This window comes from Flavobacterium sp. (assembly GCF_004211145.1).
Taxonomy (GTDB): domain Bacteria; phylum Bacteroidota; class Bacteroidia; order Flavobacteriales; family Flavobacteriaceae; genus Flavobacterium.
The window spans coordinates 1-15,628 of record NZ_SEBS01000058.1 but is presented as its reverse complement, the minus strand read 5'-3'; the positions used below and the strand labels follow the sequence as shown (position 1 = coordinate 15,628).

The window sequence follows — 15,628 nt, the reverse complement described above, 5'->3', positions numbered from 1 at the left end:
GTTGACAACAACGGCACGGCGAACGCGACGACAGGAACGATCGTTTCAGGAAACCTTGACGGATTGTCGGCGAGTGGCGATGCGATCTTCGCGTACCAAGGCGCTGCGACATCGGGCAACAATCCTGATTACACGAGCAATGCGAATCCCACGACATTCAACGGAACGATCCTTTTCGGACTTTACGCCCAAGCGTCAAGCTCGATCACGACGTGGTTGACAACGGGAACGGCTTCATCCCAAGCGACGTATTTGCCGTCACAACTTAACGTGGCAAATGGAAACATCGCGCTCGGAGCTTCGGCCACTCGCGGACAATATACGGGTTCAAGAACCAACCAGACTTCGTTCGCTGCTTACAGGACTTTGGTGAACAATCCTGCGAACTGGACGACTGCACCAAGTTCGGGAACTGTCACGTTGAACACGACGCCGTTTACTTTGGTAACAGGTCCGACGGCATCGGTGATTACAGGCGGAAGTACGATTTGCGCTGGCGAAAACACGCAGTTCAGCGTTTCGGTAACCGGTGGAACTTCTCCATTTACAGTGGTATATTCTGACGGAACTTCCCAGTTCACATTGAGCGGATACGTGAGCGGAACCGTCGTAACGGTCAACCCGACGACGACGACGACCTACTCTATCGTATCGGTTACCGACGCGAATTCACTCGCGGGAACCAACAACAGCGGTTCGGTACTGGTTACGGTAAACCAACTGTATCCGTTTTATGTCGATGGTGATTTCGATGGTTTCGGAGCAGGAAATCCGGTTTCAGTGTGTGCCGTCGATGCGAACACGCCTCCATCAGGCTATTCAGTAACGAATACTGATTGTAACGATGCCGTTGCGGCAATTTATCCCGGGGCTTCAGAAGTTCCATTCAATGGAATCGATGACGATTGCGACGGAACTATCGACGAAGGCAGTCAAATCACGACTCAAGTATTGGCATCCCAATGTGGAACGACGCTTACTGCGATCAATTCTTCGATCGGTGCTACGGCAGTTGCCGCTCCGGTTGACGGATATCGTTTCAGGGTCGTGAACACCACGACGAACGAAGTACAGACCTTAGACCGTACGACGCCTAACTTCCAGTTGACGGCTCTCGCGAATTATGAATACGCCACGACATATTCCATTTCAGTGATGTTGCGCCGAAACGGCGTTTGGCTGAACTACTACGGAAGTTCGTGCCTGGTTTCCACACCGGCTGTGCTTAGCCCTGGTGGAGCTGCCGCGGTCACTCCGTCTCAATGTGGTATAACGTTGCCGAGCATCTCGACGTTGATCGCTACGACAAGCTTGCAAGGCGTTACGGGTTACCGTTTCCGCATTACGAATGTGACCGATAATACGGCGCCGAACCAAGTCCAGACACTTGACCGTGTCACGCATTGGTTTTCGCTCACGATGTTGGGCACGTACGCCTACGGAACGACCTACACGATCGAAGTCGCCCTGAAAACAGGAAACAGCTCGACGTATTCGGGTTACGGAGCGCCATGCTCGATCAGCACGCCTATCGTACCGGTAATCACCAACCCTGGCGTCGCGAATACGACAACGGCTTTGTTCTACACGACAAGCATGAACCGTGCGACTTCGTATCGTTTTGAACTTACATTGGCACAATCACCGTTCACGACTATCATCGTGGATCGTGCTTCGCATTACTTCAGTTTCAGCAACGTGCCGGGATATGTTCCGGGCGGACAGTACGCCGTTCGCGTTGCGGTGATGACATCGGGAATTTGGTCTCCGTTCGGAGAAGCAGAATTGGTTACGGCTCCGGGAGCGACACGCGGTATGTTCGAAGAGGAAACTGCACCGGGCATCGCATTCCGCGCGGTTGCCTATCCAAACCCGTATATCGAAGGTTTCGCACTCGACATGGATACGCCGAGCGACGCGCAAATCCAAGTGAAAGTATATGACATGACAGGAAAACTTCTTGAGGACCGAAATGTATCGGTCGATGCGATCGAGGTACAGCAATTCGGTACCCGACTGCCGTCAGGAGTTTACAACGTGATCGTGACGCAAGGTTCTTTCGTGAAGACGTTGCGCATGATCAAGAGATAATATTTGAGTTTTTTACAGGAAAGCCTCTTTGGAAACGAAGAGGCTTTTTTTATGCGGTGGATTATGAATCGTCGACGCTCGGTTCGATTATAACGCAATGTTTTGAGGGTGATAATTGATAATTGATAATTGACAATTGACAATTGATAATGAACAATGAATGATGAACAATGAATGATGAATAATGGTGAAGGAGAGGCAACTTACTTTGGCCATTGGAACGTTTGCTGTGGAAATTGAAACGGTCTTCTTGGCCTTCGGCATTTGTCATTTGTCATTTGTTGTTTGTCGTTCGTCTTTCGTCTTTCGTCGTTCATCGTTCGTCGTTCGTCGTTCGTCATTTGTCGTTCGTCGTTCGTCGTTCGTCTTTCGTCGTTTGTCTTTCGTCTTTCGTCTTTCGTCTTTCGTCTTTCGTCTTTCGTCAATTTTTCCAATAACTGTCTACCACCAAATCCAAAAAAAAACCACAGCCGTTGCAGCCGTGGTTAAAGATTTATTTGGGTTAGTATTACTCAGGTTTATGCTTTCACGGCGCTTTTCCTGGCGACAAGGAATGCGAACAAGCCCGCGAAAATGACCGGGATTCCTGACATTAGCGCCAGGGTCGTGTTGTTCATTCCGCTGTATTCGCCTCTTTCGATGTCGGGCGAGATGAAATACGTGACCAACAATAGCACTACCGATCCGATGAGCAGGATTTGGGAGAATTTCAAGTTCGGACGGAACAAAAATATCGCCGCTGCCAATGCGACTACGAACATAACGGCGAACAATACTTGGATAACCGTAAGTATCGATTCCGATGGAATTTCCTTTATCGCTGCGTCAGCCGTAGCGATCTGTTCGTCCATAAGCTTTTTCGATTCGCCGGTCATGCTCGCGGCTTCTTTTTTCAAGGTTTCAAGTTGTGCTTTCGCGAGCGTCATCTCTATTTCGTTTTCGCGCAGATCGTCTTTGTCGGTTCCGGTTCGCCAGATCGACAATCCGATGAACAAAAAGGCCAACAACACGATTAGGACTCCAAAAATGCGTAATACTGTTTTCATTTGCTTCTATTTAATAATGGTTTTGATTACGGGAAAAGTGATTTCATCAGCTTCAAAAACGAAACTGTGATGCAATGATAAAGCAAAGAAAGTGGAGAGATTCGACCGATGAACATTCGTTTGGTTCCTGAATATTATCGTCGGAAACCAACGAATATCCGTCGATCAGATCGCCTTACGGAATTTCACGAAATACGAAGAATCGACACGTCTATGCGTTTTCATACTTAGAAATAAGTACTCCGCGTGAACTTTAAATTCTGCACGATGCGTGTTGGAAAACGAGCGTTCGAAATCCCAAATAAATCGAGGAACAGCGGTAATTTTCCGAATGAATTCTTCCAATCTGTCGGCGATTTTTCTTTTAAGATTTTTGGCAGTCGCGAAATAGCCGAGACAAGAACGACAAATTTGACAGAATGTCCTGGATGTATATTTCCTATATTCCGTTCAGCGTGAGTTCCGGGTTCACGTCGAACAAGATTTCGTTTGCGATTTTGGTGTTCTCGACGTACAAAAGGATATATCGAAAGACGATACGATTGGGGATTTTTTCAGGAACGCAGGCCATTTCGCGCAAATATGCCGCATAAAAATAATGATAGGTGCGCGGCAATGTTACGTAGCAAGCCAGAAACAATAATTGGTTTCCGTGGAAATCCAAAAACTCTTCAGGCCGAATTTGCCACGCGTCATATGCTTGATGCTTGCCTTGAACGATAAAATTATGAGGTGTCGATAGAAGCTTGACTGTCATATAAAAAAAGTATTACACTAATTTATAATGTGAGTCAGTTGAATTTGGACCTAATGTCCGATGTTATTCAGGATTAGTTATGTGCAATACGCAACACGAGATGAAGGATATTCATACTGATTGAAAACTGTTATGTATTGACTGTAAAAGTCCTTAAAGGTAATGGAATATCGTCAGAAAACGAGAAAAGCCGATTTTATTTAAGTTATATGAAAAACCTCGGCCACGACCGGTCGTTAAGTAGAATCAATAATTAACTACGCCGAATCAGTGTGCGTTTCCATCGTGACGCGAGGTTTTATTTTTTATCATCAGTTTTTATTGGCCCGGAGACATGCCGCCGCCTTGGTTTTGGTCGCCACCTTGTTTCAAATCGTCGTTATTGACGCCTTTTTTGCCTGCGTCGCTAAAACTCATTTTCCCGAAGTTGTAGCTGAACGTCAGTCCGAACGATCTGATCGGGTAATTGAAACTGCTCTGTTGCGTAAAGCCCGGCCCGCTCGATTCCGACTTGAATTCCAGACCGTTCCTGAACGGCGATGTAATGTTCAGACCAATTGAAGCCGTCTTGTTCCAAAACTGTTTCTTTACGCCGAAAACCATCAGGTTGAACGCTGGATTCACGCCTTGCAACGTGCGGCGACGCGAGTTCTGTATCATGAGAACCTCGGCGACCAAATCGTGTTTGAAGTTGTAGTTTCCGCTCACGAACGCCGAATATTGCACATACGTATCGTTCTGTGTCTGTTGGTCGACGAATACGCCCGACGCATTCGGTTTGTAGGTATATGCGTTGAAATTCCCTCTGAGCGACAAGTTCTTGAACAACGTCACCGACCCGAAAAAGTTCATTCCGAACGAATTGTTCTCACCGATATTCCGGTAATTCGTGATCGTTCCCGATTCGTCTTCCAACGGCGTCGCGATGCCTTCGATCAAACCTGAAATATGGCGATAATAGACCGATAGATTGATCGTGCGTTTCTGTGAAAACGTCGAGTAACCCAATTCATAGGTCTGAGAAATTTCAGGATCCAGGTCAGGATTTCCCTGCGTCTGCGCCTGTATGTTCGAACGGTTGATGAACGGGTTCAGGAAGTTCAGGCTCGGACGCGTGATGCGTTTCGTGTAACTGAGTTTCAACGAGGCGTTGTCGGTGAGTTTTTTCTGCAATGTCACGCTCGGGATGAACGTCGTGTATTTGTTTTCAAACGATTCGATATCGGTCTGCAACGCATTTGTCGGATCGCCTTTGATGTTCGTCTGTTCGATGCGCGCGCCTGCCATTACCGTATAATCTTTGGGCAACGTGATCGTCCCGACGGCATAACCCGCGAACACGTCCTGATCGTAATCGTACAGATTCGAATTCACGGGATCGTAGATGAAATCGCCGTCCGCATCAGGAATCATGTTCACGAAATTACTCGAGATGCGACGCAGGATCGTCTTTCCTCCTGCTTCCAATTTGAGTTTTTCCGAAACAGGCAACGTGTAATCGAGCTGTAACGTATATTCGTTGTTCTTGGCGTCGTTATTGGCCGATTGGTTCGGATAGAAATCTGAGAACAAACTCACGTAATCGGTCGTATTCTTACTGTGGCTCCATTGTGATGAGAACGTGAATTCGTGTCCTTCTTTCTTGAATTTCCGAGTGTAATCGAGGTTCCAGTCGAATCCGCCCCAAGTGTTTTTGGAATGTGTTTCGCCTGTGTAACTGCTGTTGTTCGCGGCGTTGTTGAGATCGGTGAACACGTTCGTCGACATGCCGTCCGACTTCCATTCGCCGTCGTTCACACGAAATGTCGAACGCAGATTGTGGAACGCGTTGAACTCATAACCGGCCGTGATCGAACCGTTTATTCCCAGGCGTCGCACGCGGTTTTCCCCGTCGGTCGTCTGTAGCGTATTCACGGTTCCGTTGTCGATCGTCTGGCGCGAACTGAAATCGGCATCCTGCGGCCAACCGTTGTTTCCGCCCAGGTTCGCCGATAACGAGAAACGATTCTTGTTGTAATTCACGTTCGCGTTCAAATTGTTCTGGCGCGTCCCGACTCCGCCGCTTACCGAGCCTGAAATCCCCGACGTGTTCTTCTGTTTCGTGATGATGTTGATGATGCCCGCCGAACCTTCAGCGTCATATTTTGCCGATGGTGACGTCACGACTTCGATGTTCTTGATCTGGTCGGCCGGAATGGTTTTCAGCACATCGGCGACATTGGCCGAGGTCGCGCCCGTCGGTTTGCCGTTGATCAAAATCCTCACGTTCGCATCGCCTCGCACCGAAACGTTTCCGTTGATGTCGACGCTGACCATCGGGACTTTTTGCAACACATCCGACGCGCTTCCGCCTGCCGCAGTCACGTCTTTTTCGACATTGTACACGATTTTGTCGATCTTGTTAGCGACCAATCCGTTGTTGGCCTGCACGACGACTTCATTGAGCGAGGTCGCGTTCGCGGAAACGCTTATGTTTCCCAGATCGAGATCGGGTTTTGCGCCCGTGGTTTCGATGAATTTCGTCTTGTCGGCATATCCGATGAACGAGATTACGAGTTTGTACTTTCCGGGTGCGATGCCGTCGAGTTTGAAACTTCCGTCGGTTTCCGTCACGACTCCAGCGACGGGCGCCGGTTGTTCGTCCTTGTACAGACTTACCGAAGCGTATTCTACCGGGATTTTCGCGATCGAATCGGTGACAGTTCCCGAAATTCGTCCTTTGATTGATGATTGTGCGCCGAAATTCTGCGCGAAGGTTGAAAATGTGCCGAAACACAACAAGAAGAAAAACAGTGCTTTTTTCATCGGATGATTTAATTTCCCGCAAAGGAACCTCACTCCTATTCATAATGCGAATCCGCTCGACGAAAACCCGCCGAACGTCGACGGAAAGTCACTGCCAGTTTTTGAAGAAGTCGGCGTAGTTGTCGCGGTATTGATCAGTAACGGGAATCGAGCGGCCCGAGACTTCTACCGTGCCTTTGGTCGCGGCTTTTATCTTATCGAGAGCGACGATGAACGACCGATGGATTCTCATGAACTTCGATTTCGGCAACTTCTCCTCGACCGATTTCAGACTCGTGAGCGAGGTGATCGGCTTGGCTTCGTTTTTCACGAAAACCTTGACGTAATCCTTGTCGCTTTCCACGTATAAGATGTCGGAAACATCGACGCGAACCATCTGGTATTCGACTTTCAGGTAGATATATTCGGTTTCATCCGACAGGGTTTCCTTCGCGATTTCGGTCGAACCGGAAACGCCTTTGAGCAGTTCGTAATATTTGACCGCCTTAGTGACCGACTTCGCGAAATCGGCATAACTGAAAGGTTTCATCAAGTAATCGAGCGCTTCCACCTTGTAGCTTTCGAGCGCGTATTGATCGTAAGCCGTCGTGAAAATCACACGCAGATTGCCGTTGTTCCTGTATTCGTTGAGGACTTTCGCGAGTTCGATGCCGCTCAGGTCGTTCATCCGGATATCGAGAAAAACGACATCGACAGGATTCTCATGAATGTATTTCAACGCGTCGACCGCATTCGTGAATTTGCCTTTGAGGTCGAGCGACGGCGTTTGCGAAATGTACGACGTGATCAGGTTGAGCGCGAGCGGCTCGTCGTCGACGGCAATGCTGGTCAGGATCATGATAATTCGAGTTTTAGGTTGACGCGATATTCGGAATTTGCGGCGTCTTCGATCGTGTCGAGCGTGAATTGGTTCGGATAGATCAAAGCGAGTCGACGTCGCGTGTTGACCAACCCGATGCCGTTGCTTTCCTCTTTCTCAGTCGGTTGGTTCGGAAACAGGGAATTTCGCACTTCGATCTCGAGGCTCTTTTCCTTTTGTGTGATTCCGATGTAGATGAAACTCGGCTGCAGCGAACTGATGCCATGTTTATAGGCGTTTTCGATGAATGGCAAGAACAACATCGGTGCGACCGAGACGTCTTTTAGATACGCGGGTTTGTCGAAGATGACCTGGACGTTTTCGGCCAACCGCAATTCCATCAGTTTGATGTAATCCTCGACGAACGCGACTTCTTTCGACAGCGAGGTCAAGTTGTGGCGCGTGTCGTAAAGCACGTAACGCATCAGGTGCGACAGGTTGTAGACGGCTTCCTTGGCTTCGGGATTTCCGTCGGATAACGCATAAATGCTGTTCAGGATATTGAAAAGGAAATGCGGGTTGATCTGCGCTTTCAGGAACGACAATTCCGAATTTATCTTATCTTTTTCAAGCGCTTCACGCGTTATCGATTCTTCTCGGATCCTTTTCCCGACGCCGATCACGGTGCTGCAGCCTACGAGCAGAAGCGTGATGATCGTCGTCCAAAAATGTCCGATGGCCTCTTTCTCAGGCTTTATCTGATCCGATGAAACCTTGAAATGTTTGTTCATGATCTGTCGCAAATCGAGCCAATCGTCGAAATAACTCGACAAAACCGTGACGCCCAAGATCAAGATAACGATCGCGACGAAAAAAAAGCCCGACCGTTGTTTGAAGAGTAAGTGCGGCAACAGGATTTTGAGGTTGACGTAAAACAACACAAACCACAACACAAACATGATGAGTTGCTTTTCCCAATAAACCGCGGGCATGGAAATTCCCCAGAATACCGGGAGACATTGTAGGATAAGCAATCCGGCGAAAACCAGTATTTGGCCGAGCGCCGAGATTTTATGGAAGGAAATCGGTTTCATTGTTCCAAAGATAAGTTGGAATGGTAAAAGTCAGGAAATCAATCGACAGAAAGCGACCGAACGTCGATGAAAGTTGTTTTGGGTTTCGGGTTCAGCCTTAGCGTTGCACCAAAACTCTAAACCCTAAACTCTAAACCATTAAAAATATTTTTGAAAAAACTACCTTTAAAAAATATAACGATCCGATGCTCGACCATTTTCCATTTTACCTGATTCTTGTCGTTTCGATCTCGATGCTGATCATGCTCGCGCAAAAAATCAAGGTCGCCTATCCCGTACTTCTGGTATTGGCGGGACTCGGCGTGAGTTTTATTCCCGCAGTTCCGACGCTGTCGATCGATCCTGAGATGATTTTCGTAATCTTCCTGCCGCCGCTTTTATACGAAGCCTCGTGGGCGATTTCATGGAAGGAACTGTGGCGCTGGAGACGAATTATCGGCAGTTTTGCGTTCGTTGTCGTGTTCCTCACGGCGATGTCGGTAGCGTTCGTGGCAAATCATTTCATTCCGGGATTTTCACTTGCGCTGGGCTTTTTGCTCGGCGGCATCGTTTCACCTCCCGATGCCGTGAGCGCCGGAACGATCTTGAAATTCGTAAAAGTCCCGAAGCGTTTTTCGTCGATCCTCGAAGGCGAAAGTTTGCTGAACGACGCATCTTCGTTGATAATCTTCAGGTTCGCGCTCGTCGCCGTCGCCACGGGACAATTTGTCTGGTATGAGGCCGTGGGCAGTTTCGTCTGGATGGTCGTGGGCGGACTGGGAATCGGATTGGCGGTTGGTTTCGGATTCATGAAGATGCATAAATATTTGCCCACCGACGCGAACATCGACATCGTGCTGAGTCTCGTCGCGCCTTACGCAATGTATATTTTGGCCGAGGAAACGCACAGTTCGGGCGTTCTCGCCGTCGTAAGCGGCGGATTGTGGCTATCGACGCACCGAAACCGCTTCCTGAGCAGTACATCGCGACTGCGCGGGTTAAACGTTTGGGAAAGTTTTACGTTTATTTTGAACGGCCTTGTATTTACGCTCATCGGACTGGAACTTCCTGAAATTACGCAAGGCCTGGCCCAAGAAGGCGTCGAACTTCCAACGGCCATCGGTTACGGTTTGATAATTACGGGCGTTCTGGTCGTCGGTCGAGTGATCGCGGCTTACGGAGCTGTTGTCACGACTCTTATCGCACGCAACTTCATAACGGTCGCCGACACCTCGAATCCCGGCATCCGAGGTCCTTTTTTACTGGCGTGGTCAGGAATGCGTGGCGTAGTTTCGCTTGCGGCGGCATTGTCGATTCCGATACGGCTGGAAGACGGGACGGCGTTCCCGCATCGCAATTTGATTCTATTCATCACTTTTGTCGTGATCCTTTTGACGCTAGTCGTGCAAGGATTGACGCTTCCGTTTTTTATCAAACGAATACATATTCCAGATCCCGACCATTCGATTCCCGAAGAACAGGAAGAACGAATACTGCAACGTGAATTGTCACGGGAAACGCTGATTTATCTCAAAGAAAATCACGCCGAAGCGATTTCAAGACATTCGATGCTCAGCCAATTGCATCAACGGTTGGAATCCAGTTGTTCGTCGAACGAGGAAAATCCGGTTTGGAACAAAGAATCGGCGGCGGTTTACCATGAGGTGCTGAATTACCAACGCGAATGGTTGTTAAAGAAAAATCGTGAAAACATGATTCTGGATGAAGATATTGTGCGCCGACAGTTGCAACGCGTCGATTTGGAAGAAGAGAAACTTAGGTTTTTATAAGTTTGAAAATGTTTTTATGACTCGAAGTCGGCTCGATATCAATAAAAAAGGCTCACGATTCGCGAGCCTTTTTTGTTTCTAATTTATCGGTTTTATCGTTTGACGATCTTTAGCTGTTTTACGCCCGAATCGCTTTTTGCTTCGAGAATGTAAACGCCCGAGGCAAGTTGTCCCAGATCGATGGTTCCCGCGTCTGACGATGGTTTTACCGAAAGCAATTGCTGGCCCGTCAAATTGAAAACCGAAATGTCTTGTATTTGTTCCGACGCTTTGAACGACAATTGACTTCCGACGGGATTCGGCCAGGAAACGAACGAGAATTTCCCGATCAGTCCGATTCCGAGGCTGCAATCAGGATCGGTTTCGACTACGGTAGGAAGCGACGTCTGCGAATAATTCGGGCACACCTGTGGCGATGCCGTCACATAATATTCGCCCGGTCCGGTCACGGTGTACGTCATCTGGTTCGCGCCGTCGATTATTGCGCCGTTCTTAAACCATTGGATGTTCGAGTTATAAGGCATTCCTGTCGAAAGCGTGAAAGTCCCGCCGTTGCACAATAGGAGTCCGCCGTCGGGCCCGATTGTCACGACGTCGTCATCGTAATCGGCAATCGTGAAAATCGGGAGGAAAGCATACCCGTCGATGAGCAACGTGTTCGAAAAGTAGGTGTTTGCGCCCAACGTCACGCGCACGCGGATATCGGTCACGCTGTAATTGAACGCATCATACGTGAAACTTGCCGAAGTCGCACCCGGAATGTCTTCGAACGGGTCGCTCGTGAACGCAAACCGGAACTGCCATTGATAACTGTCGTACACCTGGCTGTTGGTTACCGTCGCGGTGCCGTTGCTGTTCGGGCACAGGATCAGATCGCCGTCGATAGTCGGTGCCTGCGCGAAAATGCCCGCCGAAAACAAAGCGATGAAAATAAAAAGTAAAGTTGCCCTCATAGTTGTGTTGTTTTTAAAATTCACTTTAAAATTACACAATCTGCTACGGAAAATTTATTAAAATCGATGAATCGCCAATTTATTTTCATCGATTATCTGCATCGTTTGAGTTTTAGGGCCGACATCTTCTCATACGGCACGTCAAGCGTGAGATCGCTTTCGTGATAGTCTGAAAATCGCCAAATGCCGTTTCGTTTCTCCAAAAATCCGCGGATTTCGGCAAACGTCGGTGCAGGATCATCGGATGCGTAAGTAAACGAATCCTCGTGGATGCTGAATTGTTTCCGAAGCACCCATTGTCCCGAACAAAACGAGTAGATGCGGCAACTGTTTACGTTGCTGAAATCGAAATACGCAATGGAGAGCGCGATTTCGTCCCCGCCCTGTTTGTCTATGTTTCCAAGGTTGATCAGACAGTACAGCATGTCGGCGTAGCCAAAGTTGAGCGTCAAATTTTCTTTTTCGTTGAGCGACAAATACAGTTGCGTCGCCTTTTTCGAATACCAATCGGCAACGCTGTCGAATTCCATTTCATGCGCGTCGGCGACACATTCGGGCTCGTTTTTGTCGAGCTCACTATAGAGATGCGTCTTGATCTCGTCAGGTTTGCCGTCGCCGTCGAAATCGCCCTTTAGGATTTGTGGGCTGAATTTTCGGAAGCCTTTCGGGCAATCCTGGGCCGATGCAAACCAAGTCGCGAACAGTAAAACGAATAGGATTTTCATGATCCGAATGTACAGTTTATCGGCCGAAATCCAATCCTGATTTTATCGTATATTCGTAAAAACAACAAACGATGAACCAACGCATTTTCGCGGCATTATTGATTTTGTGCGCCGCATTTCCGACACATTCCCAAAACAAGGAAGGAAAAAAACTGTTGAGCGCGCGCTACGAAAAACTGCTCGCGTTCACACCCGATTCCACGAAGATCCCAAGAAGTATAAACCTCAAGACCAATACGTTTCGCGGCCACACTTCACTCGATTGGGTAAGCGGGTTCTTCGCCGGGAATCTTTGGGAAATCTACGCGCTCAAAGGCGATGCGCGTTACGAGGCTCAGGCCCAAAAATGGACGAAATTCCTCGAGAAGGAACAGTTCGACCGCACGAGCCACGACATCGGGTTCAAGATGATGTGCAGCGTCGGGAATGCGTACAAAGCCAAGAAAACGCCCGAATACAAAGCCGTGTTGATCCAAAGCGCGAAGACGCTCGTGAAGCGTTTCAACCCAAAGGTCGGCAGCATACGATCCTGGGACTTCAACCAAAAAATCTGGGAATATCCCGTGATCATCGACAACATGATGAACCTCGAATTGCTGTTCGAGGCGACGTTGCTTTCGGGCGATAAAACGTATGCCGACATCGCGATCAAACACGCGAACACGACTTTGAAAAATCATTTCCGACCCGACGGAAGCGCGTATCACGTCGTCGTGTACGATTCGATAAAAGGAAAAGCCAAAATGAAAATCACGCACCAGGGTTTCGCCGACGAATCCGTGTGGTCGCGCGGACAGGCTTGGGGAATTTACGGGTACACGATGGCGTTCCGATACACGAAGGACAAGGCATATCTCGACCAGGCCGTGAAAACCGCGAAGTTTATGATGAACCACAAGAATCTTCCCACCGACGGGATTCCATATTGGGATTTGAGCGACAAGGCGATCCCGAATGCGGCGCGTGACGCGTCATCGGCTGCAATCATGGCATCGGCGTTATATGAACTGTACGGTTTCACGAATGACCGTTCGTTTCTCATGTACGCCGAAAAAATCATGACGAGCCTACAGACGACCGACTATATTTTGCCCGCTTCAGAAAATGCGCCGTTCATCCTCGCGCACAGCACCGGAAACTGGCCCAAAAAAGATGAAATCGACGAACCGATTGTGTACGCCGACTATTATTTCCTCGAGGCGTTGTTGCGTCAAAAAGCGTTGAAAAAAGGCAAATGAGAATTTGGACAACGTTACTCTTTTTGTTCGGAAATTTCGTCGCGAACGCACAGCAATTCAGCGTTTCGAACAGTTTGGCCTTCAATGCAACCGATGAGTTGATCGTACTCAAACGATTTGAAATCGAAAAGGCTTTTCCGAATGTCCTGACATTTAAAAAAATCTCGGTCCAAAAATCCGACGGAAGTTTCATCGTGCTCCAGCTTGACGACCTGGACCAAGACGGAATTTGGGATGAAGCCGTTTTTCTAACCGATCTCGAAGCGAATTCAAAGACGACGTTCAAACTCGTCGACCTGAAGGCGAATGCGGTCCACTTCTACCCTCGCGCCCATGTGCGGTTGAGAAAAAAGACGAGTGAATCGGCTTACGGAAAATCACTTTCGAGCGAAATCATGCCTCTGCAAAATCCGCCAACCGATTTCCAGAAGACGCCGTTGCCACTGTATTTGACTGAAGGTCCGGCCTGGGAGAACGACAAAGTGGCGTTCCGTTCCTATTTTGACACGAGAAACGGAAAAGACATTTTCGGGAAACTCACCCGGAAAATGATGACGGACACCGTCGGCACAAAATCGAGCGACAACTATCACAAAATTTCCGATTGGGGAATGGACATCCTGCACGCGGGAAATTCGCTTGGCGCGGGCTCGCTTGCGTTCGGGATTAGTATAAATGGAAAGGATTCGATCGTGCGGCTCGGCGGAAATGACGTATCCGGACAAACCTTCACTCGAATCGCCGACGGTGCGTACCGCGCGATTTTCAAACTCGATTACGACTGGACATTTTTTGGGAAACCCGTAAAAATTTCCGAAGAAATAAGCATTTGGGGCGGACAGTATTTCTATGAAAGCCGCGTCACGATTACGGGCGCGCCGTCGGGAACGGTCATGTATGCGGGAATCGCTAATTTTTACAACAATGTGTTTGACCATTTTTCGGTCGATGAAAAGTCGATGTCGTATTCCGCGGGAAACCAATCGGAACTGCGCGACAAATTGATGCTCGCGATCGCGGTCGACGAGAAAAAATCGGTTCCTGTGATCGTCGCGCCCAAGGAACACGATTTGCCGCCGGGTTACAAACAGAAAATCTTTGACAGTTATCTCGTCGGGCAAAAAATCACCGACGGAAAAGCGGGTTTCAGGTTCTACTCGTTTTGGGAGAGAAGTTTGTCGGCCGACAAGAAAACGCTCGAAGCCGAAGCCGAGAAATACGCGAATCCGCCAATCATAACCTGGCTCGACCAAAAATAAAAAACCGCCGAACGAATCGAGCGGTTTTTCACGTCTTAGTTTTTCTGATCTTAAATCGCGTACATTTTGTCGATGTCCTGAAGAACCGAAATGTCGCCCGGACTGGCGAGTTGCGTATCGTCGTTGAACGAAACAGTCTCTACGAACGAATCGTTTTTAAAGTCTTTTGCCTGAGCGTCCTGCGCCTGGATTACCGAGCAACTGCACCCTAACGAGATGCCCAGCATTTTTATGATTGATTTGACCATTGTGTATGTTGTTGATTGTTTTTCAAAGTTCGGCAAAGTTCGGTAAATGATTCGCGCCAGTTCCATAAGTAACGCCTACCGCATGACAGTTATTGCCTATACTTGTTGTTTTAAAGGACCTTACAACACAGATTTAACTTTAATTTAGCTAAACGAGCGTTTAATTTTTTATCGACGTATTGAATTCGCTACCTTTATGCGACAAAATTTTCACAATGAAATCTTTCGCTTTCTCGCTTTTCATTTTGTTGTTTTTCGGAACACAATCGTTTTCTCAAAGTAAATTCGTGACCGTAAAAGGAACCGAATTTTTTAAGGATGGGAAACCGTATAACTACATCGGCGCGAATTATTGGTATGGAAGTCTGCTTGCGTCGAAAAAATACGGCGACCGCGAAAGGCTCAAACGAGAACTCGATGTGATGAAAGCGAACGGCATCGACAATTTAAGGATAATGGTCGGGGCCGATGGCGGAAAATACGATTACACAGTTCCTTATGCCTTGCAAACCGAACAAGGGAAATACGATGACGAGTGTTTCGACGGACTCGATTTCCTGTTGTCGGAATTGGGAAAACGCAATATGGTCGCGATCCTATATCTGAACAACAACTGGGAATGGAGCGGCGGAATGGCACAATATCTCGAATGGAACGGCTACGGCGAGATCCCGAATCCGAACGTAAGTCCTGAAAATACGTGGCAAAAATTCATGGATTACGTTTCGCAATTCCACAGTTGCGAACCGTGCAAAACCGCGTTCGACGCCCACATCAGGAAAGTGATCGGGCGAACGAACCGCTACACGAAAATAAAATATATCGCTGGATATCTCCGACCTTC

At 48.3% G+C, this 15,628-nt stretch carries 12 protein-coding genes and 1 pseudogene; 5 read left to right on the top strand and 8 right to left on the bottom strand.

All coding sequences use genetic code 11. From position 1 onward, the window contains the following. On the top strand, window positions 1-2,091 hold a 2,091-nt coding region (locus EOO50_RS16990; protein WP_290841484.1), incomplete at its 5' end, for a MopE-related protein. 518 nt (window positions 2,092-2,609) lie between these two features. Here EOO50_RS16990 and EOO50_RS16985 read toward each other — a convergent pair. The 5 genes from EOO50_RS16985 to EOO50_RS16965 form a co-directional block, all read right to left on the bottom strand. Beyond that, window positions 2,610-3,137, bottom strand: a complete 528-nt coding sequence (locus EOO50_RS16985; protein ID WP_290841483.1) for a hypothetical protein — start codon at window positions 3,135-3,137, stop codon at window positions 2,610-2,612. Between the two features lie 439 nt (window positions 3,138-3,576). Continuing rightward, window positions 3,577-3,894 carry a hypothetical protein gene (locus EOO50_RS16980; RefSeq protein WP_290841482.1) on the bottom strand — a complete coding sequence of 106 codons (318 nt, stop codon included), beginning with the start codon at window positions 3,892-3,894 and terminating at the stop codon, window positions 3,577-3,579. Window positions 3,895-4,212: 318 nt separating this feature from the next. Beyond that, complete coding sequence (locus tag EOO50_RS16975) at window positions 4,213-6,699, bottom strand: TonB-dependent receptor (RefSeq protein ID WP_290841481.1); 2,487 nt, start codon at window positions 6,697-6,699, stop codon at window positions 4,213-4,215. Between the two features lie 88 nt (window positions 6,700-6,787). Next, the gene (locus EOO50_RS16970) at window positions 6,788-7,537 is read right to left on the bottom strand and encodes a LytTR family DNA-binding domain-containing protein (protein WP_290841480.1); all 750 of its coding nucleotides are present in this window, start codon (window positions 7,535-7,537) and stop codon (window positions 6,788-6,790) included. Further along, the gene (locus EOO50_RS16965) at window positions 7,534-8,592 is read right to left on the bottom strand and encodes a histidine kinase (RefSeq protein WP_290841479.1); all 1,059 of its coding nucleotides are present in this window, start codon (window positions 8,590-8,592) and stop codon (window positions 7,534-7,536) included. The genes EOO50_RS16970 and EOO50_RS16965 overlap by 4 nt, the downstream gene beginning before the upstream one ends. 185 nt (window positions 8,593-8,777) lie before the next feature. Between EOO50_RS16965 and EOO50_RS16960 the strand changes: the two genes are divergently transcribed. Further along, window positions 8,778-10,361 (top strand): Na+/H+ antiporter, encoded by a 1,584-nt coding sequence (locus EOO50_RS16960; RefSeq protein WP_290841478.1) that lies wholly within the window; start codon window positions 8,778-8,780, stop codon window positions 10,359-10,361. 92 nt (window positions 10,362-10,453) lie between these two features. On the opposite strand, the gene EOO50_RS16955 is transcribed toward EOO50_RS16960, so the two are convergent. Continuing rightward, window positions 10,454-11,314, bottom strand: a complete 861-nt coding sequence (locus EOO50_RS16955; RefSeq protein ID WP_290841477.1) for a T9SS type A sorting domain-containing protein — start codon at window positions 11,312-11,314, stop codon at window positions 10,454-10,456. Between the two features lie 92 nt (window positions 11,315-11,406). Further along, entirely contained in the window at window positions 11,407-12,039 is a 633-nt protein-coding gene (locus EOO50_RS16950) for a hypothetical protein (protein WP_290841476.1), read from the bottom strand. Between the two features lie 71 nt (window positions 12,040-12,110). On the opposite strand from EOO50_RS16950, the gene EOO50_RS16945 reads away from it, so the two are divergent. After that, window positions 12,111-13,277: a glycoside hydrolase family 88 protein gene (locus tag EOO50_RS16945; protein ID WP_290841475.1), complete on the top strand. Its 1,167-nt coding sequence runs from the start codon at window positions 12,111-12,113 to the stop codon at window positions 13,275-13,277. After that, window positions 13,274-14,536, top strand: a complete 1,263-nt coding sequence (locus EOO50_RS16940) for a DUF4861 family protein (RefSeq protein WP_290841474.1) — start codon at window positions 13,274-13,276, stop codon at window positions 14,534-14,536. Before EOO50_RS16945 ends, EOO50_RS16940 begins: the two co-directional genes overlap by 4 nt. 50 nt (window positions 14,537-14,586) lie before the next feature. Here EOO50_RS16940 and EOO50_RS16935 read toward each other — a convergent pair whose 3' ends face one another. Then, window positions 14,587-14,784, bottom strand: coding sequence for a hypothetical protein (locus tag EOO50_RS16935; protein WP_290841473.1), 198 nt, complete (start codon window positions 14,782-14,784; stop codon window positions 14,587-14,589). Between the two features lie 215 nt (window positions 14,785-14,999). Here EOO50_RS16935 and EOO50_RS16930 point away from each other — a divergent pair. Next, window positions 15,000-15,628 (top strand): annotated as a pseudogene (locus EOO50_RS16930) (beta-mannanase); the annotation flags it as partial.